Below are 26,991 nucleotides of genomic sequence, written 5' to 3'. Positions count from 1 at the left end.
AAGTATCTTTGCGCCCGCCATGAATATAACATTTGCCCGCTGTTTTGTTTTATTTTTTCTTGTAACCTTTTCGGCTACTGCACAATACATACAGGTTAACGACCAGTATACTGCACAGCAGCTGGTTGAAGATGTACTTATAAACAGCGATTGCGCTGTTGTAAGCAATGTATCGGTAACCGGTGCGGCTTACGCCAGTGCAAACAGTTACGGTTATTTTTCGGGCAATGGCAGCAGCTTCCCGTTTCAAAACGGCATTATACTCAGTACCGGCAGGGCCGTAATGGCCCAGGGGCCTAATACCTCTTTGCTTGATGATGGTGGTAATATTGACTGGCCGGGCGATGCCGACCTTGAGCAGGCGCTCAACATTGTTGGTTCTATAAATGCTACCATACTTGAGTTTGATTTTGTGCCCGTAGGCAACAAAATCAGCTTTGACTATATGCTTTCGAGCGAAGAATACCACGATAATGCACCCTGCAATTACAGCGATGGCTTTGCGTTTTTGCTAAAGCCCGCAGGCAGCGCAGATGGGTATCAAAACCTTGCGGTTGTGCCGGGCACAAACATCCCTGTAAAGGTAACATCAGTACGCCCCACAATACCGCCACCGGGGGGATGCCCTGCCCAAAACCCGCAGTATTTTGATGCCTTTAACGGCAGCGAGCACCCCACAAACTTTAACGGGCAAACCAAGGTAATGAAAGCAATTGCCGATGTTATACCCGGCACTACCTACCATATAAAACTGGTTATTGCCGATGAGGGCAATTACCGTTATGATTCGGCTATATTTATTGGCGGCGGCAGTTTTGATATGGTTACCGACCTGGGGCCTGACCGCCTTATAGCTAACGGAAACCCGCTGTGTGCCGGAGAGCCTTATGTGCTTGATGCCACAAGCGCCGGTGCTGATGGCTACCAATGGTACAAAAACGGCGCTATACTTACCGGCGAAACCAATGCGCTTTACACGGCAACCACACCGGGTACGTATACGGTTGAGGTGGCTTTTTCGCCCACATGCAATAGCGAGGGGGAAATAGTGCTGGAATATGCAGCGCCGGTTGCCTTACCGCCTTATACCTTTTTGCAATGTGATGAAGATGCCGACGGCTTAACTGATTATTACCTGAACCGTATTGGGTTAGACCTTGTGGGCAGTATGCAGGGTTATACAACACTGGCCTTTTATGAAACCCAGGCCGATGCCAATGATGATGTAAACCAGCTGCCTATGGGGCAGGATGATGTGTATTATAACACTGTTGCCAACCAGGTGCTTTATGCCCGTGTAGAAAACGAATTTGGCTGCCAGGGCATTGCACAGGTTACGTTAGGTGTACCTAACTACACAGCGCCCACCCTTGCGCCTGTTGAAGTTTGCGATACAGACGGCGTTGACGATGGCTATTTTAGCTTTAACCTCAATCCTGTACAGCAAGAATTGCTTCAGGGCGCACCACAGGGCACTACGGTTGATTTTTTTGAAAGCCTGGAAAATGCCCTTGCCTTTAAAGATGTACTGGTTTTACCATATACCAATACCGTAGCCGGGGGGCAAACCATTTATGCCCAGCTTACCAATACGGCCGGTTGCCTTGATATTGTTGAGGTACAGCTTGTGGTGTATTCTTTTGGTGAAAATATGCAGGATGAAACGGTATATATGTGCGATGGCCAGCCCATTACACTCAATGCCGGTACGGGCTATACCTCTTACAGCTGGGATACTGAGCCCGCCACCACAACACAAACCCTTGATATTACCCAGCCGGGAGAATATACTGTTACCGTAACCAATATTCATAATTGTGAGGGTAGCAAAACCTTTACTGTATTGCCATCAGGGCGTGCCACTAATGCCACATTTGAGATCAATGATTTTCAGGGTGGCAGGAATACTGTAACGGTAGTGCCGCAGGGCATTGGTACTTATGAGTATTCGCTTGATGGGGTTACCTGGCAGGAAAGCCCGGTATTCAGCCCGCTTGATTTGGGCGAGTATACCGCTTATATACGTGATATAAACGGCTGTGGCCCGGTGCTGGCTAAAAACTTTTATGTGCTGGATTATCCTAAATATTTCACGCCAAATGGCGATGGAATTCGCGATACATGGCGCATAAAATACATGGAGCGCCGCCCGCGTGTGCGTGTGGATATTTTTGACCGATACGGCAAGTTTATCTTCTCGTTCAGGGGTAATTCCATTGGGTGGGATGGTACCTTTGGCGGCAAGAATTTACCCGCTACAGATTACTGGTTTGTAATAACCCTTGAAGACGGGCGCGAAGTAAAAGGCCACTTTGCCATGATACGGTAAAAAGGTTATTATGCAATAATTTCACACTGAGTTGAGTTTAGCGTAAAAGCCACCTTATGAAACTCCTTCCCTTACTGCTGTTGTTTTTATTTGGCTGCCAGAAGTCGGATAATGTTACTGTTCTGGATGAACCCAAAATGCCTGAACTTAAAAAGCCAAATCCCGAATACCTTATTGATTCGCTTGCCATAGCAGGGAAAATGTATACGGTAGTGCAGGGCTATCCTACAGGTAAAAATGAACTGCCTCTAAGCATATTGTATAAGGGCGACACGATTTATAAGCATCCGCAAAAAGCGGGCAACGGTTTTGATTTTGAAGATGTTGACGGAAACGGCATCCCTGAAGTTATGATGAACCAGCTTAGCAATGTGGGAGGCGTATATGAGTGTATTATGTTCGACCCGAAATCGCAGGGATTTAAGGAAGTAAAGAAGTTTGATGAATTTCCGGATTCTAAAAAACTGCCGGGCACCCAATACTTTTATAGCGACCACCACATGGGCTGTGCCGGCGGCATGTGGGGCAGTGAGCTGTTTTATATTGATAATTTTGAGGCGAAGGCCATTGCAGGTATTTTTATTGTAACCTGCGAAACAGCCGATTATGTAAAGGGTGTTACCATTAGCAAGCTAAGCGGCAACAATGAAACGGTAATTGAACAAATGGATAAAGTACCCGAAAAGTATACGCAGGATTATACCGGTTTTTTTAAGGAATACTGGTCTGGCAATTATAAAAAGTTTGAGTGAAAATTTTAGGATGAGAGTGTCATTCCGAACGGAGCTTGCGGAGTTGAGGAATCTTATTATTGGTTTTCTGCTTCTCCAAACTTTATACGGAATTAACAAACCGGGATTTCTCCACTCCGCTGCGCTTCGGTCGAAATGACAAACCGCAATTCATAAACAAAAAAAAGGAGCCGAAGCTCCTTTTTTTAATACCCCGATGTGGGTATTTCAAGTGTATATTTTTTGCCTGCCGCTACGTTCAGGTTGTGGTCGCGCAGCCATGGGTTGTGTATTTTAAGTATTTTGTAGTTAATGCCCTGCTCTTTGGCAAACACGGCCAGGTCAGGAACATTTGCGCTAACCTCTACCGTTTTTACAGGAATGGTTTTGTACAAATCGGCGGCAGGTATGTTAAAGTTGTAGTTGGCCGGGTGCTTCATGATTTCTTTAAGTGCCAGTATGCGGAACACATAGCGTGAGGTTTCCTCCACCAGGGCCAGGTCATAATAATTGGTTACCCCCTGAAAGTTAAGGTGGCGGTTTATGCCGGCCACCCCGGCGTTGTATGATGCCGCAGCCAGCGTCCACGAGCCGAATTTAGCCTTGGCGGCCAGCAGGTATTTACAGGCGGCTTCGGTGCTTTTTGCCAGGTGGTAGCGCTCGTCTACAAGGTCGGTTACTTCAAGGCCGTATTGCTTGCCGGTATCGGGCATAAACTGCCATACGCCCGCTGCCTTAGCCGGAGAAACCACGTTTACCAGCCCGCTTTCTATTACGGCAAGGTATTTAAAATCGTCTGGTATGCCGTATTGCTTTAGTATGGGCTCCATAACAGGGAATGCCCTGTTGGCGCGCTTTATAATAATTTGTGTAGTAGCGTGCAGGTTGGCATTGGTAAGCAGTTCGCGGTCCAGGCGTTCGCGCACGTCGCTAATGTTAAGCGGGGTTTTTTCGCCGGCAAAATCAATCTCGGCAGGGAAGTAGTTGCCTGTAACTGCCTTTGCGGGTTCGTCTTTCTTAACCTGATAGGTAGTGTGTACCACAGCGCCCCCAACCAGCATGGCGCCTATCATTACGCCCGATTTTTTAATCCATTCCATCGTCTTTTCCTTTTTAATATAGTAGTGATTTATTGTTCTTCAATCAGCCGGGGCAGGTTTTCGTTAAGCCATTTGTACTTGCTGAGCACCATAATGTGTGTGCCGCCTGCCACGGGTATAAAATTTTGCAGGTATTTGGGTGGAAACACCTCGTCCATATCGCCGTGAATGTGTATTACGGCGGGGTCCGGGTCGCACCTGTCCCAGTTTATTATTGTTTTAAACGCCCAGTCCAGGTATTTCTTATCCCGGACTGACATAAATTTATCATACAGCTCCAGCCTTTTGGCTATAAAGCGGTTACGCCTGAAAATGCGGCGCATCCACCCAAAATCGCTCATCATCCCCGTAGGGAAAACAGCGTAGATGTGGCTGGCTTTGGCAAACCGCATCCGCCGCGGAAACTCGGTATTGCAGCGCACGCTCGATATGATAATGGTTTTGCGTGCCTGCACAATGGGCGCCAGTTCCTGTACCAGTACGCCACCAAACGATACGCCTATCAGCACCGGGTTTTGGTGCTTTACACCCTCTGCAAGCCGTTTGGCATAGGCCGAAACCGGTTCGTTATCATTGGGTATAAGCCACTCAAGGTAATGGCACTCAAACCGTTCTGCCGGCAGGTGTATGTTTTCAAAAATGGCGGGGCTTGCCGCCAGCCCGGGCATAAAGTATACAGGTATCTTATCCATTACGCGAGTTTTAACGCTCTGCGAAAGCTCATTATCAAATTTTATTCCGAAATTTGTATAAAATTAAAGTTTTTGAGGTGAACCAATCCCTAAAAACTGCATTTTGTGTATAATTTTTATGAGAACAAGACTTTTCCCCAAAAGCGGGCGCGGCACGGCTAACCACGGCTGGCTGCAGGCTAACTTTTCGTTTTCCTTTGGTAATTACTACAATCCTGATATGGTGCAGTTTGGTATGCTTCGCGTGCTGAATGACGACACCATTGCCGGCGGTACGGGCTTTGGCACGCACCCGCACGACAACATGGAAATTATTACCATTCCGCTGGAAGGGGGGCTTACACACCGCGACAGCATGGGCAGCGAGGCTACCGTGCGCTTTGGCGAAGTACAGGTTATGAGCGCCGGAACGGGCATTACACACAGCGAAATGAACGCCAGCCCAACCCAACAGGCCAAAACACTGCAACTGTGGATTTTCCCTGAAAAGGAAAATGTGGAGCCCAGGTATGACCAGAAGCGTTTTGACCTCGAAGCACAGCGCAACACCATGGTAAGCATTGTATCGCCCGAAAATAAAAACGACGGCAACGCACTATGGATACACCAGGACGCGTTTTTGCATTTAGGGGTGTTTGATGCCAACCAAACCTTTGACTATACCTGCCGTATTGAAGGAAACGGGGCCTACCTGTTTTTGATTGAGGGGCAGCTTGACATAAACGGGCAAACGGTAAACGAACGCGATGCGTTTGGCGCCGTAGAGTTCGACACACTTAATATTACCACCAAGGCACCTGCCAAAATACTGGTTATTGAGGTGCCCATGCAATTTAAATAGCTATGGAAATTAAAGACAACCAATTCTCCCGCCAGTTTGAAACCGTTGCCGACGGTAAAATGTTCTCTGTAGAATATTCTGTACAGGAGCGCAAACTGTTTCTTACCAAAGTTAACATCCCGGAAGGGGCAGAGGAGGAGCCCACCCTTACCAACCTGTTTAAGGAAATTATGGCCCTTGCCGAAGAAAACCGCCAGCGCGTAGTGCCCACGCACCCCAAGGCAGCGGCGTTTTTCCGCAAAAACCCGGGCTATAAGGATATGCTGCCGCCGGGAATACGGATTTGATTTTTTTAATTCTTTTAAACTTTTTTTATTGAAGCGAAAAATAGAGATTTTTGTCTCAGATTTTAGCTTTTTTGCACTGCATAGCAGCGCTACGGAGTAATAAAACAGGTGAAATATGAGGCAAAAAGATTATTTTGCAGCCAGTTAAAAAAAAGTTTAAAAGAGTTATAACCCATATAGAAACACAAATGCAAAAATTAGAAGGAAAAACCGCGCTGATAACCGGCGCCGGTAAAGGTATAGGTAAGGCCGTGGCCCTTGCGCTTGCCGAAGAAGGTGTAAACCTTATTTTAACCGCACGTACTGCTGCCGATATTGAAGCTACTGCTGAGGAAGTGCGCAAGCTGGGCGTAAAAGCCCTGGCTGTTACGGCTGATGTGGCCGATATAGTATCTGTTACCACAGCGATTGAAAAAGCCATAGCCGAATTTGGCGTTATTGATATACTGATAAACAACGCCGGTGTAGGCAAATTTGGCAAGTTCCTGGAGCTTACGCCAGAGGAGTTTGAACACATTATAAAAGTTAACCTTTTTGGGACTTACTATGCCACGCGCGCCGTACTGCCGGGCATGATTGAGCGCCAGGCGGGTGATATTATAAATATATCGTCTACCGCGGGATTGAAAGGTGCTGCTGTAACCAGTGCCTACAGCGCCAGTAAGTTTGCCGTTATGGGGCTTACCGAATCGCTTATGCAGGAGGTGCGCAAGCACAACATTCGCGTTACTGCGCTTACGCCAAGCACTATTGCTACCGATATGGCCAAAGACCTGAACCTGACCGACGGCAACCCTGATAAAGTAATGCAGGCTGAGGACTTTGCCGAGCTTATTGTGGCCCAGCTGAAGCTGAACCGCAGGGTGTTTATTAAAGAAAGCAGTATTTGGTCTACAAACCCGTAATAACTATGGTTAACCCCAATTGCCCGTTGTGCAGCGGGGCATCATCTGATTATTTTACCGTAAAAGACAGGCAATTTTTGCAGTGCAGCAATTGCCTGTCTGTTTTTATGAACCCCGCCCATTATATTACTACAGAGGCCGAGGAAGCACACTACCGCAAGCACAATAACGACCCGGAAGACATCAGGTACCAAAATTTTACAAGCCCCATTACAAACGGTATTTTGGCCGATTTTGAGGCCCACCACACGGGGCTTGACTTTGGCAGTGGCACGGGTTCGCCTATTTTTAAGCTGCTGAATGATAATAAATACGACATTGTGCAGTATGACCTTTTCTTTCACAACACACCGGAGCTGCTTACCCGTACCTACGATTATATTGCCTGTAGCGAAACCGCCGAGCATTTTAAGGAGCCCTACCGTGAATTTGTACAGCTGTACCGGCTGCTGAAGCCGGGCGGCAAGCTCTACCTGATGACCGATCGCTTTAAGCCCGAAGAACGGGAGTTTAAGGCCTGGCAGTATAAGAATGACCCTACTCATGTGTTCCTGTATCACGCGCAGGCGTTTGAATGGATTAAGCGGGAGTTCGGGTTTAAGGGATTGGAGTTTTATACGAGGATGGTGGTGCTTGAGAAAGGTTCTTAGGTACTGAGGTTCTAAGCTTGGAACGAGACTCTCCGGCTCGTCATTGCGAGGAGGTACGACGAAGCAATCTTTTTTCAGAATTAAACCATTAAAAAAGATTGCCACGCTCCGCAAGCTCCGCTCGCAATGACAGGGCGTGAAAAACGAAATGAAAAAAATCTGAAAATCCGCTTTGTCACCCTGAGCTTGCCGAAGGGCGTGTCATCCGCGTTCCAAATCTTAAGCCAAAACGGGCTCCTCAACAAACTCCATACGTACAAGGCCGTCTTCGTCTATTTTGGTAAGGGTAATGGTGTGCATTGTGTTTACCAGCTCGGGGTTCCATGGGTATTTTACCTTTACGTAGTTTTCGGTAAAGCCGTGTATGTAACCCTCTTTATTTTCGCCTTCAAACAATACGCTACGGGTGGTGCCCAGCTGGCTTTCGTAAAAAGCACGGCGCTTTTTAACCGATAGCCCCCTAAGCATTTTGCTGCGTTTTGCCCTAACATTATCGGGCACTACACCGGGCATTGAAGCCGCCGGGGTGTTGTCGCGCTCGCTGTAGGTAAATACGTGCAGGTAGCTTATGTCAAGGTCGTTAAGGAAATTATACGTCTCCAGGAAATGCTCATCTGTCTCGCCGGGGAAGCCCACAATAACGTCTACGCCAATACAGGCGTGCGGCATAACCTCGCGTATTTTTGCCACGCGCTCAGTATATACGTTGCGCAGGTAGCGGCGGCGCATTAGTTTTAATATATCATCACTGCCACTTTGCAGGGGAATGTGAAAATGCGGTACAAACGTACGGCTCTGGCTTACAAACTCAATCGTCTCATTTTTAAGCAGGTTGGGTTCGATAGACGAAATGCGCAGGCGCTCAATGCCCTCTACTTTGTCTAATGCCTGAACCAGCTCATAAAAGGTGTGTTCGTGTTTTTTGTTGCCAAACTCGCCCTTGCCGTAATCGCCTATGTTAACACCGGTAAGTACAATCTCGCGGATGTTCTGGGCTGAAATTTCCTTGGCATTCTTCAGTACATTCTCTAACGTATCGCTACGCGAAATGCCACGTGCCAGCGGAATGGTACAATAGGTACATTTGTAGTCGCAGCCGTCCTGCACTTTTAGGAAAGCGCGGGTACGGTCGCCTATGGAGTAGCTGCCCACATAAAAATCAGCCTCCGATATTTCGCACGAGTGCACCTCGCCCATATCGTTTTTAGACAGGTCGTTTATGTAGTCGGTAATCTTAAATTTTTCGGTAGCACCCAGTACCAGGTCAACGCCATCTACGGCGGCCAGTTCTTCGGGCTTTAGCTGGGCATAGCACCCTACGGCGGCTACAAAGGCTTTATCGTTGGTCTTCAGGGCTTTTTTTACAATCTGTTTAAACTGCTTGTCGGCATTTTCGGTAACCGAGCAGGTATTTATAACGTAGATGTCTGCCGGGTCTTCAAAATCCACACGGTCAAAACCTTCTTCCTGAAAGTTTCGGGCAATAGTAGAGGTTTCTGAGAAATTCAGTTTGCAACCCAGTGTATAAAAAGCGACTTTTTTCCTGTTTTCCATATCCCAAAAGCGTAAAGCCAGATAATTAGGGTGCAAAATTACAAATTTTTTGGATGCGGATATATGTTTTTTATTTCACAAAGAGCCGCGAAGGAGACACAAAGTTTCACAAAGGAAATTATCAAAAAAACTTTGCGAAACTTTGTGTCTTCTTTGTGAAACTTTGCGGAAAATTTTTTTATAAATGATTTCGATTCAAAACACCTATGTGATAGCTAAAATGAATCATAGTCGTTTTCTATCGAAAATCAGGAAAATATGCATCGGTAACGTAACTCAAACTCCAATTGTGAAATATTAAGCACTTTTGGATTGGTTTTAGCGCTTTTTGGAAGTGGTTCGATGAGAAGTAATTTGGATTGATAGAGAATTATTATAGTAAGTATATTAATACAAAAACGCCGTTAAGGGATGTCCTCAACGGCGTTTAGCTGCCATAAGCAAGCTGGTTAATCTATGGGTGTCCTGTTGCGGTTTATAAGGTTAAGCAGTAACATAATTACCGCCACCACCAGCAGCAGGTGGATGAGCCCGCTGGCTACGTGCCAAACGAAACTCCCTAAAGCCCATGCTATTACCAGTATTATGGCAATGGTATACAATAAACTTCTCATAGCATTTTATTTTATAGGTTATTTAATTGCGTCTACCTTAGCTTTCACTGTTTCAGCGTGTTGCAGGTGTGTTTGCAGTGCAGAAGCCATATCTGCAGCCCACGCCCTGATTTCAGGGTCTTTAGCGTCTTTTGCTGCTTCCTGCATCTTTTCTACCGTCTTTTTGTGGCCTTCTACCACTTTATCGGCATACGCCTTGTCAAAATCAGTACCTGATTTATCGTTAAGTTCTTTGTAGGCATCGTTACCTTTTTCGGTAAGTACCAGTGGAATACTGATGTTTTTAGCTGAAGATGTGGTCTTTAGCGCTTCAAATGACTTGGTATGGGCGTCAACCATCATTTTACCAAGGGCCTTAATATCGGCATTGCTGCTCTTGGTTTGGGCTAATTTGCCCAGTTCTATCTGTTTAAGATCGACTTCTGCGGCATTGGCAAGATATTGAGAATCATCTTCTTTTGCTTCGTTTGTGTCATCAAATTTAGCTTCGTTTTGCTCTTCTGCGGCTTCTTTGCTGTCTTCCGGTTTAGCTTCATTTTTACATGATGCAAGTGACATGGTAATTACGGCTGCGCCTAAAAACAGTTTGCTGAATAATGAGGTCTTTTTCATAATTAAGGTTATTTAGTGTTTTTGTATAAAGCTAAATTACTGCATTAAAAAAGGCCTGTGTGTTAGCACTTTCACAATAAATGTTATCGAAAATATAAAACTTGATAAAGCTGCTGGGCTTCTAAGCTACTTAGCTTCTTAGCGAAGAATTACCGCCCAAATTTGAACAGTTGAACATCTTTGTTGTCTTTCTCGGTTATGAGGTCGGTAATGATTTCGGCAGCTATAAGGCTGAAAGTAATGCCGTTACCGCCAAAACCCAGTGCGAAATAACCGTTGGGTAGTTTGGGATGTTCGCCAATGTAGGGTAGGCCGTCTTTGGTTGAACCGAAAGTGCCCGTCCAACTAAACTCTGGCTTAAACTCAAGGTGGGGAAACAGCTTGTTTACATCGTTAGCCAACTGTTTGGTTTTGTGATTGATAAGTTTGTCGCGTTTAGCCGGGTCGTGAAATTCTTCATCGCGGCCACCCACCAATACGCGGTTATCGGGAGTGGTGCGGAGGTACAGGTAAGGATCGGCGGTATTCCAGATGAGTACGTCGTCTTTCCAGAAGTTACGTTCGTTATATTGTTCACTCACAACGGCATAGGTGCTTAGCAGGTCTACAATATCATCCTTAATAAAGTCAACCACCTCATAGCCCACCGCATACACCAGCTTTTTGGCTTTAATGGTATAGCCGGTTTCGGTGGTAAGGGTAACGCCGTTTTTGTGGTGCTTAATGTCAACCACCGGGCTGCGGTCAAATATCTTATGTTCTTTATGCTTGTGTTGCAACAGGCAGTGTGCCAGCATATAAGCGTTGGTTTGGGCGGCCAGCTGGCTGAGTATAGCCCCGTGGCTTTCAAAGCCATATTGCTCTTTTACTTCTTCCGGCTCCAGCCATTTTACCTTGAAACCGGCCTGTTTTCGGGCTTCAAACTCGTCTTTAAGCCAGGCTACATCTTTTTTATAAGCGGCATAATACAGGCTTTTTTTGGTTTCAAAGTATTCAATACCAACCTTTTTGGTAATCTGCTCCAGCTTTTCAATGGCCTCACCACACAGCTGGTAGGCGCGCTCAGCATCTTTGCGGCCTATCATTTCGGTTAGCTTGTAAAGGGGTACATCAATTTCATATTGTAGTAGTGATGTGCTGGCACTGGTACTGCCCAGGCCTATGGTGCGGGCATCTACGGTAACGCATTCAATACCAGCTTGTATAAGGTGGTAGCGCACCAGTGCCCCGCTTATGCCGGCGCCTAAAATGGCGACTTCGGTTTCTATATCTTGGTCTAATTTAGGGAAGGTAAAGGGCAGCCCATTTTTAATGAGCCAGAACGGATAGCCTGCTTTTAGTGTCATGTTATCTTTTAATTAGCCATACTAAGTTATGGAGTTTGAAAATCAATAAATTAACAGGAAATAAATTATAGGATATATTTAACGCTCATGGCTTTCGGCAAAAAAATACATAGATTTGCAGGGTACACAACCCCATACCATGATAAACCCCTCGGCCAGTGGCTGGATAGACAAGTTTTTTGGTACGCTGAAAGGTAAGCCCGCAGCGTATGAAAACTCGCATGCGTTTTACCGCGCCATTCGCGATACGGGTTTTATCTATGGGCATGTTATTTCTTTCAACAACCTTGATGCTAAGGAAACAAAGGGCTGGACGGTGGAGGAAACCACCAAGGTATCGCTGCTCAATATTTTATATGATGTGTACCGCCTTATAAACCAGGCAGAAAACACACAGTTGTTTGTGGAAAAGGCCATTACCTTTTACAAGGCTGTACACCCCGGTAGCTTTGAGTTGCTGAAGAAAGTACTGCCCTCATCGCCACCAAGCCATGAGCTGGAAGGTATTCTGGATGAGCGTATTAAAACCAACGAGAATATTATAAGCCGCAGTTTTAGCCATATTCTTACCAATGCATTGCTGTTTATGGATGTGCTGGCTTTTCGCCAATACCTCCTTAAGGATGAACTGTCCGAAAAATACCTGAAAAGGCTTGAAGGAACGGTTCTTGCTGTGGTGTCACTGGCGCTGAAGAGCAAGGAAGGCCGCGCCGAGTATGACGACCTGCTGATTAAATTGTTTGAATCATCTGTACGTTATACTAAAATAGAAAAAGTTCAGGCTACGGATATTTCGCTAGTTGATTTTGAGTACTTTGAGTCGAAATCAGAGAAAAATTACCTGCTTGATATGGCGGCTATGGCTATATGGAGTGACGGGCGTGCACAGCAAAGCGAAATTGACTTTATGTATACCCTTAACGGATACCTTGGCCTGAGCGATGAAGCCGCTGCCGAAAGTATGGCCAGTTATGATGTGTTTATAAAGCTGAATAAAAAGAGTATACCGTATTTTAAATACAGCAACCCGGTTAAGCATTTTTATGACCATGCCTCGCAAAGTGTTATGCTGCTTATAAACCGCAACAAAAACCGCCTGGCTAAAGAGCTGAGTAATAACAGCGAGCTGGTGGTGTTGTTAGGTAATTCTACGTTTAGGAGCCTTGATACTAAGGAGAAGAAAAAGGTGCGCAAGCAGTTGCTGGAAATTTGCAAAACCATACCATCGCTTACTATATTTTTACTGCCCGGGGGCAGTTTGCTGTTGCCATTGCTTATAAAATTCATTCCGCAGCTGTTGCCTACGGTTTTTAATGAAAACCTGGAGCGCGACGGCGAGGAGCAATAAATACTGTTATGGAAGACAATTACATTATCTGGCGGGGCATTACCCACGCCGCGGCTACTGCTATCCTGACTGATTTTGCCAATGAATACCACGAAACCGACACGGTTAAGGGGCTCCGCCTCTACAAAAAACAGGGTGTAGACGACTGGCTGATATTGTTTAGCGAGGTGCCCGACTTTGATATCTTTAGTTTTTTGATAAACTATATTTATTATCCCAATGGATATAAGGGTTATAGTGCTTTTATAAGAGGGTATTATAGGACGAAATCAATACTTTCCGGACGCGATAAAATAGGGGGGAATCGCGTTATGGTATATATATCTAAGAACAATAAGGAGTATGATAACGTATTTTTAACGGATGAAACCGGGAAGCATTTTATAAGCGATTTTAGCGGAGGTATTAAAAGGATAGACGGCCCGGAAGAAGCGTATGTGTTCATTGCTTATGACCTGAAAGAGTATGAGCACGTGGCTGATATTTCGCCGTTGCCTAAAGGCTACCGCCACACACATAATACCCGTAAAAAACCATGGTGGAAAATATGGTAAAGAACAGCAGTATGCAAAGAATAGAAATTCCCACAAGCAAGAAGAAAATGTTTCTTATTTTTTGTGGTTCAATATTGTTTTTGGTAGCGGGGTATTACCTTGCGTTTGAAGATACTTTTTATCAGGGTAATTCATGGCGCAATTCTCCCGGTATTGGATGGCTTGTTGGTATTATTGCAATTATTTTTTTTGGAATTGGTGCCGTTTTTTCTCTTTATAAGCTGTTTTCCAAAAAGATAGGGTTAGTAATTGATGATGCGGGGTTTACGGACAATTCGGGTGGTGTAGCACTTGGTTTTGTTTCATGGAATGATGTAACCGGTTTTAGGATAATTAAAGTACAGTCTACCCGGTTTGTGTTGGTTTATCTAAAGCAACCGCAAAAGTATCTTTCGAAATACTCTAAACTAAAGCAGAAAATGATGGGGTTAAACAATAAAATGTATGGTACTCCTTTTAGTATTACATCAACATCCTTAAGATGTGATTTTGATGAATTACACTCCCTGTTAGAGAAACATCTTGAAAATTACAGAAATGGCAACGCATAAAATACAATACCCTCACATTATATTGCTGGCCATTGTGTGCCTGTTATTTTCCTGTAAGAAAGAACACCAGGTTACTGCTGAAAAAGCTTTACCAGTCGACAAAGAAGCGGCTTTAAGTAAGACGTTAGAGTCGCAAAAGGGTGGGCAGGAGGCAGATATTATTTATGTGGCAGACTCCCTTTTAAAGGTAGATAAAAGCATCCTGGTGGCTTATCAGGAAAAATACAGGGCAGATACCTGCGGCTATGCAGTATATGGAAAGGAAAAGCTGAAGAAAGAATTTGCAGGTATTAAAGAAATAGGCGATGTAAACGGCGACGGCAGGAAAGATACTGTTTTCCTGGCAAACCCATTTAATTATTGTGAACAGGGGCTGTCTTACTACTTTTTTGATGCATCAATTCCGCGTATTTATACCGATACTTATTGTGTGGGGGTGGAGCGCTTTTTTACCGTACCTGATATTGATGAAGACGGAGCCAATGAGGTGGCTTTTTATGCATCATCGTGTGCAAGCAGGTATAAATGGATAAGCGTGTACAGCCTGCAAAACGGGGAGTGGACAGAAATAGCAAGTGTACTGTTTGATATCCTTACCCAAGACCCTGAGAAAACAAACTTTGAAAGCCTCGTTAAAAAAACCGGTAAGGGAACGTTTAAAGTGTGCGAGTTTAGCGAAGGTAAAACCACTTGGCTTGCGTTTTCCATGAAATGAAAAAAGCTCCCCGCCTTACGGCTAAGGGAGCTTTTAAAAACACACCTAACTTAATCTTCTAACGGCCCAGCCGTGCAAGGTCCTGGTTGCTGCACAGGGTAACCTCAAGATCGGTAACAATACCGTTGTCAAGGCCATACACCCATCCGTGCACGCAAAGTTCCTGCCCGTTTTTCCAGGCGTTTTGTACTATACTTGTCTGGGCAAGGTCAAAAGCCTGCTCCTTTACGTTTATTTCTACAAAGGTGTTAAACCTTTCTTCTTCGTTTGCAATGCTGTCCAGGTAGTCGCGGTGCAGCCTGTATACATCTTTTATATGCCTAATCCAGTTGTCTATAATGCCGGGGTTCTGGTCGTTGCCCATAGCTGCCTTAACGCCGCCGCAGCCATAATGGCCACACACAATAACGTGTTTTACCTTAAGCACATTAACGGCATAATCCAGCACGCTAAGCATATTTATATCGGTATGTATAACCATGTTGGCTATGTTGCGGTGCACAAAAACCTCCCCGGGTGCAGCGCCTATAACCTCGTTGGCAGGCACACGGCTGTCTGAGCAGCCTATCCACAATAGGGGCGGTGCCTGGCCTTTAGCCAGTTTTTTAAAGAACTCAGCATCTTCATTAAGTTTTGCTGCGCTCCATTTTTTGTTGTTATCTAAAATTTTGGCATAAAAGCCATCATCATTAAAAGCCATATTTTTCTCCTTAATTGCGGTGTAGCCTAATGCATAAAGTGCACAGGCATAAATAAATACAATGCTATGTGGGAGGCAATGCCCGGACGCAAACCTTATGGCACTTTTGTGCAGGTATAAAGGGGTATTATGGGGAAAGAGATTTCCTGCCAAAGCCATAAATAATGCGGTTGCAAACGTCCGGAAACATTTGCCTGCTAAATCCCACGTATGTGAGTTACATTATATTATGCGTGTTCAGGAGGGGGAATAAAAATATCCCCAGAGACTGTTTTATGTCCGTGGGGATTTTTTGATATTATAAGTGCAGATTTCTTTTGTACGGGTACATAAGCAAATTCAAAAGGCTGGTATGGCGAAACTTTAATTTCCTTTATTTCCTTTTGTATTTCCTCTTCAAGGCTTATCATAACAGTAACCTTGTCATCATTCCTGTCTTGCAGCAGGCTCACAATTGTGGGCGCCGAAAGAAAGGTGATGAACAGGAGTAGTACTATGTGAACGCAAGCCTTCATACCTGCGAAGATAATGAAATTTTAGATATTACAGTTTTTTAAGTGTAAATCTTGCATTAAATTTCTTCTTCCATCCATGCTTTCATCATCCACATGGTTTTTTCCTGCTCTTTTATAAAGTCGCTCATCATAGCGTTTGTACCCTCATCGTTGCGGTTGGCACTTTCGTCAAGTATTACGCGCTCAATTTTTAGCAGGTGCGCAAGAGAGTCTATAATAAGGTTAATGGCGTGAGTGTCTTTGCTTATGTTTTTGCCCACCTCAAGCTGGTTGTTGGCAGTATAATCTTCAAAGGTGTGCAGCGGGGTAGAGCCCAGTGTTAGTACACGCTCTGCCACAAGGTCTATTTTAGCCTGGGCATCGTTATACAGCTCCTCAAACTTTACGTGCAGCTGAAAAAAACGCTTGCCGCGGATGTTCCAGTGCAGGCCGCGCAGGTTTTGGTAGTATATCTGGAAGTTAGACAATAGTATGTTCAGTTCGGCAGCAATAACCTCTGCATCTTCTACGGGTAGGCCCAAAATGTTTATTTCTTTCGCTTTTGTTTCCATGGTGTGTATTTGTTAGTTTATGTAAGTTTTTACATCAAATAAATTTACATAAAATTACGCATTTTGGCTATAGGATTTATCAATCATTTTTATAATTTTATCATAAATATCTATACGAGATGACCATTACACAACTTCAGTATGTTTTGGCTGTAGCCGAGCATAAAAACTTTACCGTTGCCGCAGAAAAATGTTTTGTAACCCAGCCCACGCTGAGTATGCAAATTCAAAAGCTTGAAGAAGAGCTTGATATACAAATATTTGACAGGGGTAAAAAACCAATTCAGCTAACCGATGTGGGCCAGATGATTGTGGCCCAGGCCAAAAATATTGTAAACGAAAGCGGCCGTATTAAAGATATTGTAGACCAGCAAAAGGGCTACATAGGTGGGGAGTTTAAGGTGGGAATCATACCTACCATTATGCCCACGCTGCTGCCCATGTTTATGAACAACTTTATAAAAAAGTACCCCAAGGTGAACCTTATTATAGAGGAGCGCACTACTGAAGAAATTATCCGTATGCTGAAAAACGGCCAGCTTGATGCAGCCATTGCCGCCACACCGCTTAACGAAGACTTTATTAAAGAGGTGGTGCTGTATTATGAGCCTTTTGTGGCTTATGTGCCGGAGAATAACCCATCGTTCGGCAAAAAGGAGTTTGATGCTAACGACCTTGAAATAAACCTGAGCAACGTGCTGCTGCTACAGGACGGGCATTGTTTCCGTAATAACGTGCTTAATATATGTAAGGCAAGCGGTTTGCCTAACGATGTGCCGTTCCAGATTGAAAGCGGTAGTTTTGAAACCATGGTGCGCCTGGCCGATGAAGGCCTGGGCATGACGCTGCTGCCGTACCTGCACACCCTTGATATGGCACCTAAGTCGGCCGCCAAGCTGCGCCACTTTAAAGAGCCAAGGCCAAGCCGTGAGGTTAGCCTTATTTATAACAAGAAAGAACTTAAGCTGCACATTATAGAAGCCCTTCGCGGAGTGATTGCCGGTGTGGTTAGGGGGGCAATAACCTTTCAAAATGTGGAAATTACAAGTCCGCTGCAAAAAAAGTAGGATTTTTTTGTTGAAGATTTCCTAAAATCAGCTGGTAAAGTTTTGTTTGAATTGCGATATGTGTAAATTTATTAACGATATTTTGTTAAGTAAAGCAATAAAAAACGTTTTCGCTTAAAAAATTTTCATGTTTTGTTGGCTAAGTCAAAATTATTCCTAATTTAGCCATAGTTAATTATGAAGAAAAACAACATCATACACGCCATTGTTCTCATTATTGTCATTATTGGCCATAGTGCGGGGATGCTTTTATGATGTAATGTAACATATCACAACCAAAAAATAAAAGCCGTTCCCTTAGCGAAACGGCTTTTTTTTGGCCCTATCGCAAACCAGGACAAAGTAACAAACAATACAAAAAAAGAAGCATTATGTACTTTACCAGCAACACCATTATTTATTTTAACGGTGAATTCGTTAAAGCCGCCGAAGCCAAAACCGACCTTTACGGGCAGTCGTTACACTATGGTTATGCCATTTTTGAAGGCATTAAATCCTACAAGACTGATAGCGGAACTGTAATTTTTAAGGCAAAAGAGCATTATGACCGCCTGCGCCGCAGTGCAGAGCTTATGTATATGCCGTTTAACTATACCACAGAACAGCTTATTGCCCTTACCGAACAGGTTTTAGAGAAAAACGGCTTTACCGATGCTTACATACGCCCGCTGGTATTTTGCTCGCCTAATATGTCGCTTAGTAAAGGCAAGGAAAGCTATTTGGCCATTGAGGCGTGGGAGTGGACTAACGGTTATATGGCCAATAAAATGCGCATTATGACCAGCAGCTTTGAGCGCCCTAACCCCAAGGCGTTTAAGATTGAAGCCAAGGTAAGCGGCCACTATGTAAACTCAATCCTGGCCTGCCAGGAAGCAAAAGATAAAGGCTATGACGAAGCCCTGGTGCTGGATGCCAACGGCAACGTGGCCGAAAGCAGCGGTGCCAACGTGTTTTTTGAAAAAGACGGCGTGCTGTACACGCCTGCAAAGGGCAGTATCCTTCCGGGGATAACGCGTGCCACGGTGCTGGACATTTGCAAGGAGCTTGATATTCCCGCTGAGGAAAAATTCTTTACGCCTGATGAAATGCGTGGTGCCGATGCGGCTTTCTTTTGCGGTACTGCGGCCGAGGTGCTGGCACTGGATTCGCTTGACGATGTGCCTTTCACTAAAAACTGGGATGACAGCCTGTGCGCCGTTGTCCAGAAAGCTTACCGCAACCTTACCCTGGGCAAAAGCCTTGAGGAGTTTAAGGGATTACAGGTGGCAGATAGCAGGTAGCAGTTTTAGCTTCGCTCTGTTCGGCTTTGCCTCGGGTCAGTCACAGTCGCAGTTTTCAGATTGCACCGTGATGCTTTGCCCCTGGCTTTAGCCAGGGGAGCAAATAACAAACAAAACAAAAACAAACTAAAATACAGTCAAGGCTTTGGGGCATGAGTAAGCAACTTGAAACTTTAAACCTGACACGAGGCTTTAGCCGAACTGGCGAAGCAAACCTTAAACAAACAAATGGAATTAAACAAGTATTCAAAAATATTTACGCAGGACGGTACACAGCCTGCGGCAAAGGCCATGCTGTATGGCATAGGCTTTACAGATGATGATATGAACAAGGCACAGGTGGGCATAGCCAGTATGGGGTATGACGGCAACACCTGCAACATGCACCTTAACGACCTTGCCGAAATTGTAAAGCAGGGCACGTGGGATAACAACCTTGCGGGCCTAATTTTCAACACCATTGGCGTAAGCGATGGCATGAGCAACGGTACAGATGGCATGCGCTACAGCCTTGTAAGCCGCGATGTAATAGCCGACAGTATAGAGGCCATTTGTGGCGGCCAGTATTATGATGGGCTAATAACCATACCCGGCTGCGACAAGAACATGCCCGGCAGCGTAATGGCTATGGGCAGGCTCAACAGGCCAAGTATTATGGTATATGGCGGCACTATAGCCCCCGGCTGCTACAAGGGCGAGAACCTTAATATTGTTTCGGCGTTTGAGGCGCTTGGCGCGAAGATAGCCGGTACTATGGATGATGAAGACTTTCAGGGTGTTATACGCAATGCGTGCCCCGGTGCGGGTGCGTGTGGCGGTATGTATACGGCAAATACCATGGCTTCGGCAATAGAAGCGCTGGGCATGAGCCTCCCGTACTCATCATCTAACCCGGCCCTGAGCCCGGAGAAAAAGCAGGAATGCCTGGATGCAGGTAAGTACATAAAACTGCTGCTTGAAAAAGACATAAAGCCTACCGATATCATGACCCGCAAGGCGTTTGAAAATGCCCTGCGTATTATTGTGGTGCTGGGTGGCAGTACTAATGCCGTATTGCACTTTGTGGCTATGGCAAAAAGTGTGGGCGTACAGGTTACGCAGGATGATTTCCAGAAAATGAGTGATGTTACTCCCGTACTGGCTGATTTTAAGCCCAGTGGCAAGTATTTAATGCAGGATTTGCACAACAACGGCGGTATTCCTGCCGTTATGAAATACCTGCTGGAGCAGGGCATGCTGCACGGCGACTGCCTTACTGTAACCGGTAAAACGGTAGCGGAAAATTTGGCAGACGTTCCTGCACTTGACTTTGAAACGCAAAAAATCATCCGCCCTGTATCTGACCCTATTAAGCCTGACGGCCACCTGCGCATTTTGTACGGAAACCTGGCAAGTGGGGGAAGTGTTGCCAAGATTACCGGCAAGGAGGGTGAAACGTTTACCGGCCCGGCCCGTGTTTTTGATGGTGAAAAAGACCTGATTGCAGGTATAGCCAACGGCAGGGTGCAGCATGGTGATGTAATTGTAATAAAGAATGAAGGCCCTAAAGGCGCTCCCGGAATGCCGGAGATGCTGAAGCCCACCAGTGCGCTCATTGGCGCAGGCCTGGGCAAAAGCGTAGCCCTGATTACCGATGGGCGTTTCAGTGGAGGTACACACGGGTTTGTAGTGGGGCACATTACACCCGAAGCATACGAAGGTGGTGTTATAGGCCTGGTGCAGGATAATGATGTAATTGAGCTTGATGCCGTGAACAATACCATAAACGTAAAGCTAACGGATGCCGAACTGGCACAGCGCCGTGCCGTGTGGATTCAGCCGGAGCTGAAGGTAAAAAGCGGGTTGCTGTACAAATATGCCCGCACGGTGTCATCAGCGGCCGAAGGGTGTGTAACCGACGAGTTTTAGAGCGGGCCGCACCCGCATTTAAGGTTTGAGTGAAGCTATTCCCCTCCCACGGAGGGGTGCCCGCAGGGCGGGGTGGTTAAAGAGTATAGTTAAAAAAATAAAAAACTATGAAAACCAGGGTGTTTGCCCTTTTAATAGTAGCGGTGTTTATGGCTTCCTGTAAAAAGGAGGTTCAGAAACCCGCATCGGCTGTAGCCAAAACAATAGATTCTGTTACGGTAGAGAAAGATTCTCTAAAGGGAGATCCAATACCGGTTTTTGGCTACCGCTTTGTAATAACAGGCGATTTTGATGGCGATGGCAAGCCCGAAAACCTTGTGGAGCACTATTACAGCCGCAGGGATAAGAAAGAAGCGTATAAGTTCTATGATAATGTTGAAGACGACTGGCAAATGTGGGATTCAGTTGTAAGAAAAAGGCCATATTCTTTTGCCCTTTCGGATAACAGGAGTATCGATACGCTCAGGATATCTAAGGAGAAACAACTCTATGGTATTGCCTATTTGAAAAATGAGGGCGACCTGAACGGCGATGGTACAGATGAAGTGTCTTATGTAGTAGATTATGCCGATGCCTCAAGCATGAACGGCTGGTATGTTGTTACTTATAAAAATAAAAAGTGGCAGGAGCTCTATTCATTTATCATGTGGGATTGGCAATTACCAGACCGCCCGGGATTTGTGGATGTTTACGGTTATTTTGGGCATCAAAAAAAGATAGGCATCCCCGCTAACGATACACTTAACCGGCGCCTTGAAAGAGAATTGAAAGCCTTTCCGGGGCTACTGAAAAAAGTTGGAGAAAATAGGGTTCAGGTTATTTATAATAATCAGGCCGAAGTAGATACCATGACGGTTTCACTTAAACGGCCAAAATAAAATATCAATTCAGGGCTGAGTGAAGCTCACTCCCCTCTCTTTTGGAGAGGGGTTGGGGGTGAGGCCCAAAAAATAAATGTCTATGGAAAAGACGATAGAAAAAACAGCACCGGCTCAGCCGCAGCCCGAAGCGCCTAAAACCCACAGCGGGGGGCAGGTAGTGCTTGAGGCATTTTTAGCCGAAGGGGTTAGCACCATTTTTGGCTATCCCGGTGGGGCTATTATGCCCATTTATGATTCGCTTTATGATTATAACGATAAGCTAAAGCACATACTGGTGCGCCATGAGCAGGGTGCCATACATGCGGCTCAGGGCTATGCCCGTGTATCGGGCAAAACGGGTGTGGTGTTTGCCACCAGCGGCCCGGGGGCTACCAACCTGGTTACCGGCCTTGCCGATGCCATGATAGACAGCACCCCGCTGGTTTGCATTACCGGGCAGGTATTTGCGCACCTGCTGGGTACAGATGCCTTTCAGGAAACCGATGTGATAAATATTACCATGCCCGTAACCAAGTGGAACTACCAGGTTACCGATGCCGATGAGATTGCAACAGTACTCGCAAAAGCGTTTTACATAGCGGGCTCCGGGCGTCCCGGTCCGGTATTGATAGACATTACCAAGAATGCCCAGTTGCAAAAAACAGCGTTCCAGGGGTATGAAAAGTGCAGCTTTATTCGTAGTTACAGACCCAAGCCGGTTATCCGACAGGAATATATAGCTGAGGCCGCCAAGCTTATTAACGCAGCCGAACGCCCGTTTGTGGTGTTTGGGCAGGGGGTTATCCTTGGCAAGGCTGAAGAAGAATTTAAGGCATTTATTGAGAAAGCAGGCATCCCTTCGGCGTGGACCATAATGGGCATGAGCGCCATACCGACTGACCATCCGCTGGGCGTAGGCATGGTGGGTATGCACGGCAACTACGGCCCTAACAAGCTGACAAATGAGTGTGATGTGCTGATAGCCATAGGCATGCGCTTTGATGACCGCGTTACCGGAAGGCTCGATATGTATGCCAAACAGGCCAAAGTCATCCACCTGGATATAGACCCTGCTGAAATTGACAAGAACGTAAAAGCTGATGTTCCCGTTTGGGGCGATTGTAAGGAAACGCTTCCGCTGCTTACAGGATTGGTTGAAAAGAAAACCCACGCCGCATGGCATCGTAAGTTTACCGACTGCCAGAAGCGTGAGGAAGAAAAAGTAATTTACCCCGAACTGAACCCAACCGATGAGGTACTTACAATGGGAGAGGTTATCAGAATACTGAACGAGCTCACAAAAGGCGAGGCCATTATTGTGACCGATGTGGGCCAGCACCAAATGGTGGCGTGCCGCTATGCGCAATATGTGTATTCTAAAAGTAATGTTACCAGCGGTGGACTTGGCACAATGGGCTATGCGCTTCCGGCGGCAATTGGTACAGCGTATGGCGACCCAAGCCGCACTACTGTGGCCATTATTGGCGATGGCGGTTTCCAGATGACCATCCAGGAACTTGGCACCATCATGCAGTTTAAACCCAATGTAAAGATACTGATACTCAACAATAGTTTCCTTGGAATGGTGCGCCAGTGGCAGCAGCTTTTCCATGAAAAACGCTATTCGTTTGTTGATATACAAAGCCCTGATTTTGTTCAGGTAGCTAAGGGGTATGGCATTCCGGGTAACAGTGTTTCAAAACGCGAAGCCCTTACCGAAGCCCTTACAACCATGCTCAACCATGACGGTAGTTACCTGCTTGAAGTTATGGTAGGCAAGGAGAATAATGTATTCCCCATGGTGCCACAGGGCAAGAGCGTAAGCGAGATTGTGCTGGGCAGGGATGAAATGGCGTAGTCAGTCGAAAGCCGAAAGTCAAAAGTCATAAAGAGAGCTGCTCATTCGGCTGAGTGGTAAAGGGTTCGAGTGAAGCTGGCTAAGAACCTCAGAACCTTAGTAACTAAGTACCTTAGAAAAAAATGAAAAAAGAGTTCACCATAACCGTATATACCGAGAACCAGGTGGGGCTTATAACCCGTATTGCCATAATATTCTCGCGCAGGAAGATCAATATAGAAAGTATAAACGCCGGGCCTACCGAAGTGGAGAGCATCCATCGCTTTACCATTGTAATTACCGAAACCGAAGAGGTAGTGCAAAAACTGGCCAAGCAAATTGAAAAGCAGGTAGAGGTGCTGAAGGTAATGTACAATACCGATGATGAAATTGTGTGGCAGGAAATGGCCATGTACAAAGTGCCTACCAAGGTTATAGCCGAACAGGTTAAGGTAGAACGCCTGCTGCGCCAGTACGGGGCCAATACGGTGGTTATACGAAACGATTATACCGTGTTTGAAACCTGTGGCCACCGTGAGGAAATAGACGCTTTGGCGGAAGCCCTGCAGCCCTGGGGGCTTATAGAGTTTGTACGCAGCGCCCGTATTGCAATCATAAAAGCAAGCGAAGGCCTGCACAATGCTGTGCTGGAGTTTGAAGCATCCAAGCCAGGCGAGCCCGTCGTCGAGAATGAGTTTTTAGATAAGCGGGATGGGGTTTTCAGTATGTAAGAGCCTCTCCCCAGCCCTCTCCTTTGGAGAGGGGGCAGCTTCACTCAAACGCAGTGTCGGCACACAGAGTCCTTGCGAGGAGGAACGACGAAGCACCCGAGGCGCAGCTGAACTGACGAAGTAATCTTTTTAAAAACTGGGCGAAGCTGGCTAAGAGGCTCAGCAGCTCAGCAACTAAGTAGCTATTAATTAATTTAGAAAAATAAACAAACAAATGGCAAAATTAAATTTTGGCGGGGTAGAAGAAAACGTGGTTACCCGCGATGAATTCCCGTTACAGAAAGCACAGGAAGTACTTAAAGATGAAGTAGTAGCCGTAATAGGCTATGGCGTTCAGGGCCCCGGCCAGGCGCTTAACCAAAAAGACAACGGTATTAACGTTATTGTGGGCCAGCGCAAAAACTCGGCTTCATGGGATAAGGCCGTTGCCGATGGCTTTGTACCCGGCGAAACCCTTTTTGAAATTGAGGAAGCCCTGCAAAAAGGCACTATCATCTGCTACCTGCTTAGCGATGCCGCGCAAATTGAATACTGGCCATTGGTTAAGGAAAACCTTACTGCAGGCAAGGCATTATATTTCTCTCACGGGTTTGGTATAACCTTTAACGAGCAAACAGGCATTGTGCCGCCGGAAAATGTAGACGTTTTCCTTGTAGCGCCTAAAGGTTCGGGTACATCGCTAAGGAGGATGTTCTTGCAAAACCGCGGGCTAAACAGCAGCTTTGCCATATTTCAGGACGCAACCGGCAAGGCTTGGGACAGGGTAGTGGCACTTGGTATTGCCATAGGCTCAGGCTACCTGTTTGAAACCGATTTCCAGAGGGAAGTGTACTCTGACCTTACCGGCGAACGTGGTACACTTATGGGAGCCATACAGGGCATTTTTGCCGCACAGTATGAAGTGCTTCGTGAGCAGGGGCACAGTCCGAGCGAAGCTTTTAACGAAACTATTGAAGAGCTTACGCAATCGCTTATGCCGCTTGTGGCAGAGAACGGTATGGACTGGATGTATGCCAACTGTTCTACCACCGCACAACGTGGTGCGCTTGACTGGTGGAAGCGTTTTAAAGATGCTACCAAGCCGGTGTTTGAAGAACTGTACAACAGCGTTGCTACCGGTAAAGAGGCCGGATATTCTATTAGCAGCAACAGTAAATCAGACTATCGCGTGAAGCTTGATGCCGAACTGGCCGAACTCCGCGAAAGCGAAATGTGGCAAGCGGGCAAAACTGTGCGCAGCCTGAGGCCGGAGAATAACTAAGCCATACGCTGGCAGCGAATTAAATAATCCCCACCTGGTTCGTCATTGCGAGGAGGAACGACGAAGCAATCTTTTAGGGTGCTTCGACAAGCTCAGCATGACATGAGGGGCGTGTAGCAAGATTGCTATGCTCTGCTCGCAATGACGGCGTGTAGGGTTGAACCATACAACATGAATACCCATACAACATACTTTCCTGCCATAGAACAGGTGCAGCAGGCGGCCGAAAGGCTGCGCGGCATTGTAAACCGAACGCCATTGCAGCTTAACCGCACGGCTTCTGAAACCTATGGCGCCAATATTTACCTTAAGCGCGAAGACCTGCAACAGGTGCGGTCGTATAAAATTCGCGGGGCATACAACAAAATGGCTACGCTTAATGAAAGCGAACTGGCTAAGGGCGTGGTGTGCGCCAGCGCGGGCAACCATGCACAGGGCGTGGCACTTGCGTGCAATAAAATGCAGGTACACGGCACTATTTTTATGCCTACACCCACTCCCGGGCAAAAGCTGGAGCAGGTAAAAATGTTTGGTGGCGATTATGTTACTGTGGTTTTGGCAGGCGATACATTTGACGAAGCCAAAGATGCCGCGCTCGATTTTTGCGATTCGCGCGGGGCGGTGTTTATTCACCCGTTTGATGACCCACATATAATTGAGGGACAGGCTACCGTTGGTCTTGAGGTTATTGAGCAGCTTCCGCAGCATATAGACTATGTGTTTGTGCCCATAGGCGGCGGCGGGCTGGCATCAGGGCTGAGCAGTGTGTTCCGGCAGCTTTCGCCCGATACTAAAATCATTGGCGTAGAGCCTACCGGTGCGCCCAGCATGAAAAAAGCGCTCGAAAAAGGCGAGGCCGTGCATTTAGACCGCATCAACAAGTTTGTTGATGGGGCTGCCGTGCAAAAAGTGGGTAACCTGACGTTTGAAATTTGTCGCCAGACTTTATCAGACATGCTTTTGGTTGATGAAGGCCGTATTTGCCAGGTTATCCTTTCTATGTACAATAAAGATGCTATTGTGGCCGAACCTGCGGGTGCGCTATCGGTAGCGGCGCTGGAGCAGTACAGGGAGCAGATAGCGGGTAAAAACGTGGTGTGTATCATCAGCGGAAGCAATAATGATATTACCCGTATGGAAGAAATAAAGGAGGGCGCGCTGCTGTATGCGGGGCTTAAGCACTACTTTATTGTAAAATTTCCGCAAAGGCCGGGTGCGCTCCGCGAGTTTGTTATGAACGTACTGGGGCCGACCGATGATATTACGCACTTTGAATATACCAAGAAAAACAGCAAGGAAAAAGGCACGGCGGTAGTAGGCATTGAGCTAAAGCAGGCCTCTGATTTCGATATGCTGCTAAGTAATATGAAGGAACGAGGCTTTTATGTAGACTACCTTAACAACCAGCTGCATTTGCTAAATCTTTTGGTTTAGATATTTAAAAATTGAAAG

The 26,991-nt window shown here is 46.1% G+C and carries 27 protein-coding genes; 18 read left to right on the top strand and 9 right to left on the bottom strand.

The genetic code is table 11. From position 1 onward, the window contains the following. Nucleotides 1-19 precede the first annotated feature (19 nt). Together AM279_RS09740 and AM279_RS09735 are read left to right on the top strand one after the other, a co-directional pair. Nucleotides 20-2,329 (top strand): choice-of-anchor L domain-containing protein, encoded by a 2,310-nt coding sequence (locus tag AM279_RS09740; protein ID WP_054407775.1) that lies wholly within the window; start codon nucleotides 20-22, stop codon nucleotides 2,327-2,329. Between the two features lie 56 nt (nucleotides 2,330-2,385). Further along, nucleotides 2,386-3,081, top strand: a complete 696-nt coding sequence (locus AM279_RS09735) for a hypothetical protein (protein WP_054407774.1) — start codon at nucleotides 2,386-2,388, stop codon at nucleotides 3,079-3,081. Nucleotides 3,082-3,266: 185 nt separating this feature from the next. On the opposite strand, the gene AM279_RS09730 is transcribed toward AM279_RS09735, so the two are convergent. Continuing rightward, nucleotides 3,267-4,160, bottom strand: a complete 894-nt coding sequence (locus tag AM279_RS09730; RefSeq protein ID WP_054407773.1) for a lytic transglycosylase domain-containing protein — start codon at nucleotides 4,158-4,160, stop codon at nucleotides 3,267-3,269. Between the two features lie 29 nt (nucleotides 4,161-4,189). Continuing rightward, nucleotides 4,190-4,852, bottom strand: a complete 663-nt coding sequence (locus tag AM279_RS09725; protein ID WP_054407772.1) for an alpha/beta hydrolase — start codon at nucleotides 4,850-4,852, stop codon at nucleotides 4,190-4,192. 118 nt (nucleotides 4,853-4,970) lie between these two features. Between AM279_RS09725 and AM279_RS09720 the strand changes: the two genes are divergently transcribed. From AM279_RS09720 to AM279_RS09705, 4 genes are all read left to right on the top strand, one after another. Further along, nucleotides 4,971-5,693: a pirin family protein gene (locus tag AM279_RS09720; protein WP_054407771.1), complete on the top strand. Its 723-nt coding sequence runs from the start codon at nucleotides 4,971-4,973 to the stop codon at nucleotides 5,691-5,693. Between the two features lie 2 nt (nucleotides 5,694-5,695). Next, the gene (locus AM279_RS09715; RefSeq protein ID WP_054407770.1) at nucleotides 5,696-5,980 is read left to right on the top strand and encodes a GNAT family N-acetyltransferase; all 285 of its coding nucleotides are present in this window, start codon (nucleotides 5,696-5,698) and stop codon (nucleotides 5,978-5,980) included. Between the two features lie 176 nt (nucleotides 5,981-6,156). Then, nucleotides 6,157-6,885: a 3-ketoacyl-ACP reductase gene (locus tag AM279_RS09710; protein WP_342351370.1), complete on the top strand. Its 729-nt coding sequence runs from the start codon at nucleotides 6,157-6,159 to the stop codon at nucleotides 6,883-6,885. 5 nt (nucleotides 6,886-6,890) lie between these two features. Beyond that, nucleotides 6,891-7,535 (top strand): class I SAM-dependent methyltransferase, encoded by a 645-nt coding sequence (locus tag AM279_RS09705; RefSeq protein WP_054407768.1) that lies wholly within the window; start codon nucleotides 6,891-6,893, stop codon nucleotides 7,533-7,535. A 219-nt stretch (nucleotides 7,536-7,754) separates the two neighbouring features. On the opposite strand, the gene mtaB is transcribed toward AM279_RS09705, so the two are convergent. From mtaB to AM279_RS09690, 4 genes are all read right to left on the bottom strand, one after another. Then, complete coding sequence (mtaB, locus tag AM279_RS09700; RefSeq protein ID WP_054407767.1) at nucleotides 7,755-9,089, bottom strand: tRNA (N(6)-L-threonylcarbamoyladenosine(37)-C(2))-methylthiotransferase MtaB; 1,335 nt, start codon at nucleotides 9,087-9,089, stop codon at nucleotides 7,755-7,757. 449 nt (nucleotides 9,090-9,538) lie between these two features. Then, the gene (locus AM279_RS20485; protein ID WP_143090298.1) at nucleotides 9,539-9,703 is read right to left on the bottom strand and encodes a lmo0937 family membrane protein; all 165 of its coding nucleotides are present in this window, start codon (nucleotides 9,701-9,703) and stop codon (nucleotides 9,539-9,541) included. Nucleotides 9,704-9,721: 18 nt separating this feature from the next. Beyond that, nucleotides 9,722-10,315, bottom strand: a complete 594-nt coding sequence (locus tag AM279_RS09695; RefSeq protein ID WP_054407766.1) for a DUF4142 domain-containing protein — start codon at nucleotides 10,313-10,315, stop codon at nucleotides 9,722-9,724. A 149-nt stretch (nucleotides 10,316-10,464) separates the two neighbouring features. Continuing rightward, on the bottom strand, nucleotides 10,465-11,661 hold the full coding sequence (locus AM279_RS09690) for an NAD(P)/FAD-dependent oxidoreductase (RefSeq protein ID WP_054407765.1): 1,197 nt from the start codon (nucleotides 11,659-11,661) through the stop codon (nucleotides 10,465-10,467). Nucleotides 11,662-11,800: 139 nt separating this feature from the next. On the opposite strand from AM279_RS09690, the gene AM279_RS09685 reads away from it, so the two are divergent. The 4 genes from AM279_RS09685 to AM279_RS09670 are packed head-to-tail and all read left to right on the top strand — an operon-like array spanning nucleotide 11,801 to nucleotide 14,829. Beyond that, nucleotides 11,801-13,009 (top strand): LETM1-related biofilm-associated protein, encoded by a 1,209-nt coding sequence (locus AM279_RS09685; protein ID WP_054407764.1) that lies wholly within the window; start codon nucleotides 11,801-11,803, stop codon nucleotides 13,007-13,009. A gap of 8 nt (nucleotides 13,010-13,017) precedes the next feature. After that, nucleotides 13,018-13,563: a hypothetical protein gene (locus AM279_RS09680; protein WP_054407763.1), complete on the top strand. Its 546-nt coding sequence runs from the start codon at nucleotides 13,018-13,020 to the stop codon at nucleotides 13,561-13,563. Between the two features lie 11 nt (nucleotides 13,564-13,574). Continuing rightward, nucleotides 13,575-14,114: an STM3941 family protein gene (locus AM279_RS09675; RefSeq protein WP_074961383.1), complete on the top strand. Its 540-nt coding sequence runs from the start codon at nucleotides 13,575-13,577 to the stop codon at nucleotides 14,112-14,114. Beyond that, nucleotides 14,101-14,829, top strand: coding sequence for a hypothetical protein (locus AM279_RS09670; RefSeq protein ID WP_143090299.1), 729 nt, complete (start codon nucleotides 14,101-14,103; stop codon nucleotides 14,827-14,829). Before AM279_RS09675 ends, AM279_RS09670 begins: the two co-directional genes overlap by 14 nt. Nucleotides 14,830-14,887: 58 nt before the next feature. On the opposite strand, the gene can is transcribed toward AM279_RS09670, so the two are convergent. The 3 genes from can to AM279_RS09655 form a co-directional block, all read right to left on the bottom strand. Continuing rightward, complete coding sequence (gene can, locus AM279_RS09665; RefSeq protein ID WP_054410256.1) at nucleotides 14,888-15,529, bottom strand: carbonate dehydratase; 642 nt, start codon at nucleotides 15,527-15,529, stop codon at nucleotides 14,888-14,890. Between the two features lie 227 nt (nucleotides 15,530-15,756). Then, complete coding sequence (locus tag AM279_RS09660; protein WP_054407760.1) at nucleotides 15,757-16,044, bottom strand: hypothetical protein; 288 nt, start codon at nucleotides 16,042-16,044, stop codon at nucleotides 15,757-15,759. A 56-nt stretch (nucleotides 16,045-16,100) separates the two neighbouring features. Next, a complete protein-coding gene (locus tag AM279_RS09655; protein ID WP_054407759.1) occupies nucleotides 16,101-16,595 on the bottom strand; it encodes a Dps family protein in 495 nt (164 codons plus the stop codon). Between the two features lie 119 nt (nucleotides 16,596-16,714). Here AM279_RS09655 and AM279_RS09650 point away from each other — a divergent pair, with 119 nt between their 5' ends. The 8 genes from AM279_RS09650 to ilvA all read left to right on the top strand — a co-directional run bounded on the left by AM279_RS09650 (nucleotide 16,715) and on the right by ilvA (nucleotide 26,973). Beyond that, complete coding sequence (locus AM279_RS09650; RefSeq protein WP_054407758.1) at nucleotides 16,715-17,662, top strand: LysR substrate-binding domain-containing protein; 948 nt, start codon at nucleotides 16,715-16,717, stop codon at nucleotides 17,660-17,662. Nucleotides 17,663-18,033: 371 nt separating this feature from the next. Then, nucleotides 18,034-18,942 carry a branched-chain amino acid transaminase gene (locus tag AM279_RS09645; RefSeq protein WP_054407757.1) on the top strand — a complete coding sequence of 303 codons (909 nt, stop codon included), beginning with the start codon at nucleotides 18,034-18,036 and terminating at the stop codon, nucleotides 18,940-18,942. 228 nt (nucleotides 18,943-19,170) lie between these two features. Further along, nucleotides 19,171-20,850 (top strand): dihydroxy-acid dehydratase, encoded by a 1,680-nt coding sequence (ilvD, locus tag AM279_RS09640; RefSeq protein WP_054407756.1) that lies wholly within the window; start codon nucleotides 19,171-19,173, stop codon nucleotides 20,848-20,850. A gap of 107 nt (nucleotides 20,851-20,957) precedes the next feature. After that, nucleotides 20,958-21,728 carry a hypothetical protein gene (locus AM279_RS09635; RefSeq protein ID WP_054407755.1) on the top strand — a complete coding sequence of 257 codons (771 nt, stop codon included), beginning with the start codon at nucleotides 20,958-20,960 and terminating at the stop codon, nucleotides 21,726-21,728. 82 nt (nucleotides 21,729-21,810) lie between these two features. Further along, nucleotides 21,811-23,568: a biosynthetic-type acetolactate synthase large subunit gene (gene ilvB / locus AM279_RS09630; protein ID WP_082344307.1), complete on the top strand. Its 1,758-nt coding sequence runs from the start codon at nucleotides 21,811-21,813 to the stop codon at nucleotides 23,566-23,568. A 122-nt stretch (nucleotides 23,569-23,690) separates the two neighbouring features. Beyond that, nucleotides 23,691-24,278, top strand: coding sequence for an acetolactate synthase small subunit (gene ilvN, locus AM279_RS09625; protein ID WP_054407753.1), 588 nt, complete (start codon nucleotides 23,691-23,693; stop codon nucleotides 24,276-24,278). A 214-nt stretch (nucleotides 24,279-24,492) separates the two neighbouring features. Continuing rightward, nucleotides 24,493-25,539, top strand: a complete 1,047-nt coding sequence (gene ilvC / locus AM279_RS09620; RefSeq protein ID WP_054407752.1) for a ketol-acid reductoisomerase — start codon at nucleotides 24,493-24,495, stop codon at nucleotides 25,537-25,539. Between the two features lie 171 nt (nucleotides 25,540-25,710). After that, the gene (ilvA, locus tag AM279_RS09615; RefSeq protein ID WP_054410255.1) at nucleotides 25,711-26,973 is read left to right on the top strand and encodes a threonine ammonia-lyase IlvA; all 1,263 of its coding nucleotides are present in this window, start codon (nucleotides 25,711-25,713) and stop codon (nucleotides 26,971-26,973) included. Nucleotides 26,974-26,991: the final 18 nt, after the last annotated feature.

The sequence above is a fragment of the Flavobacterium akiainvivens genome (genome assembly GCF_001278115.1).
Classification (GTDB): domain Bacteria; phylum Bacteroidota; class Bacteroidia; order Flavobacteriales; family Flavobacteriaceae; genus Flavobacterium; species Flavobacterium akiainvivens.
This window is presented reverse-complemented; position numbering and strand designations above follow the sequence as displayed.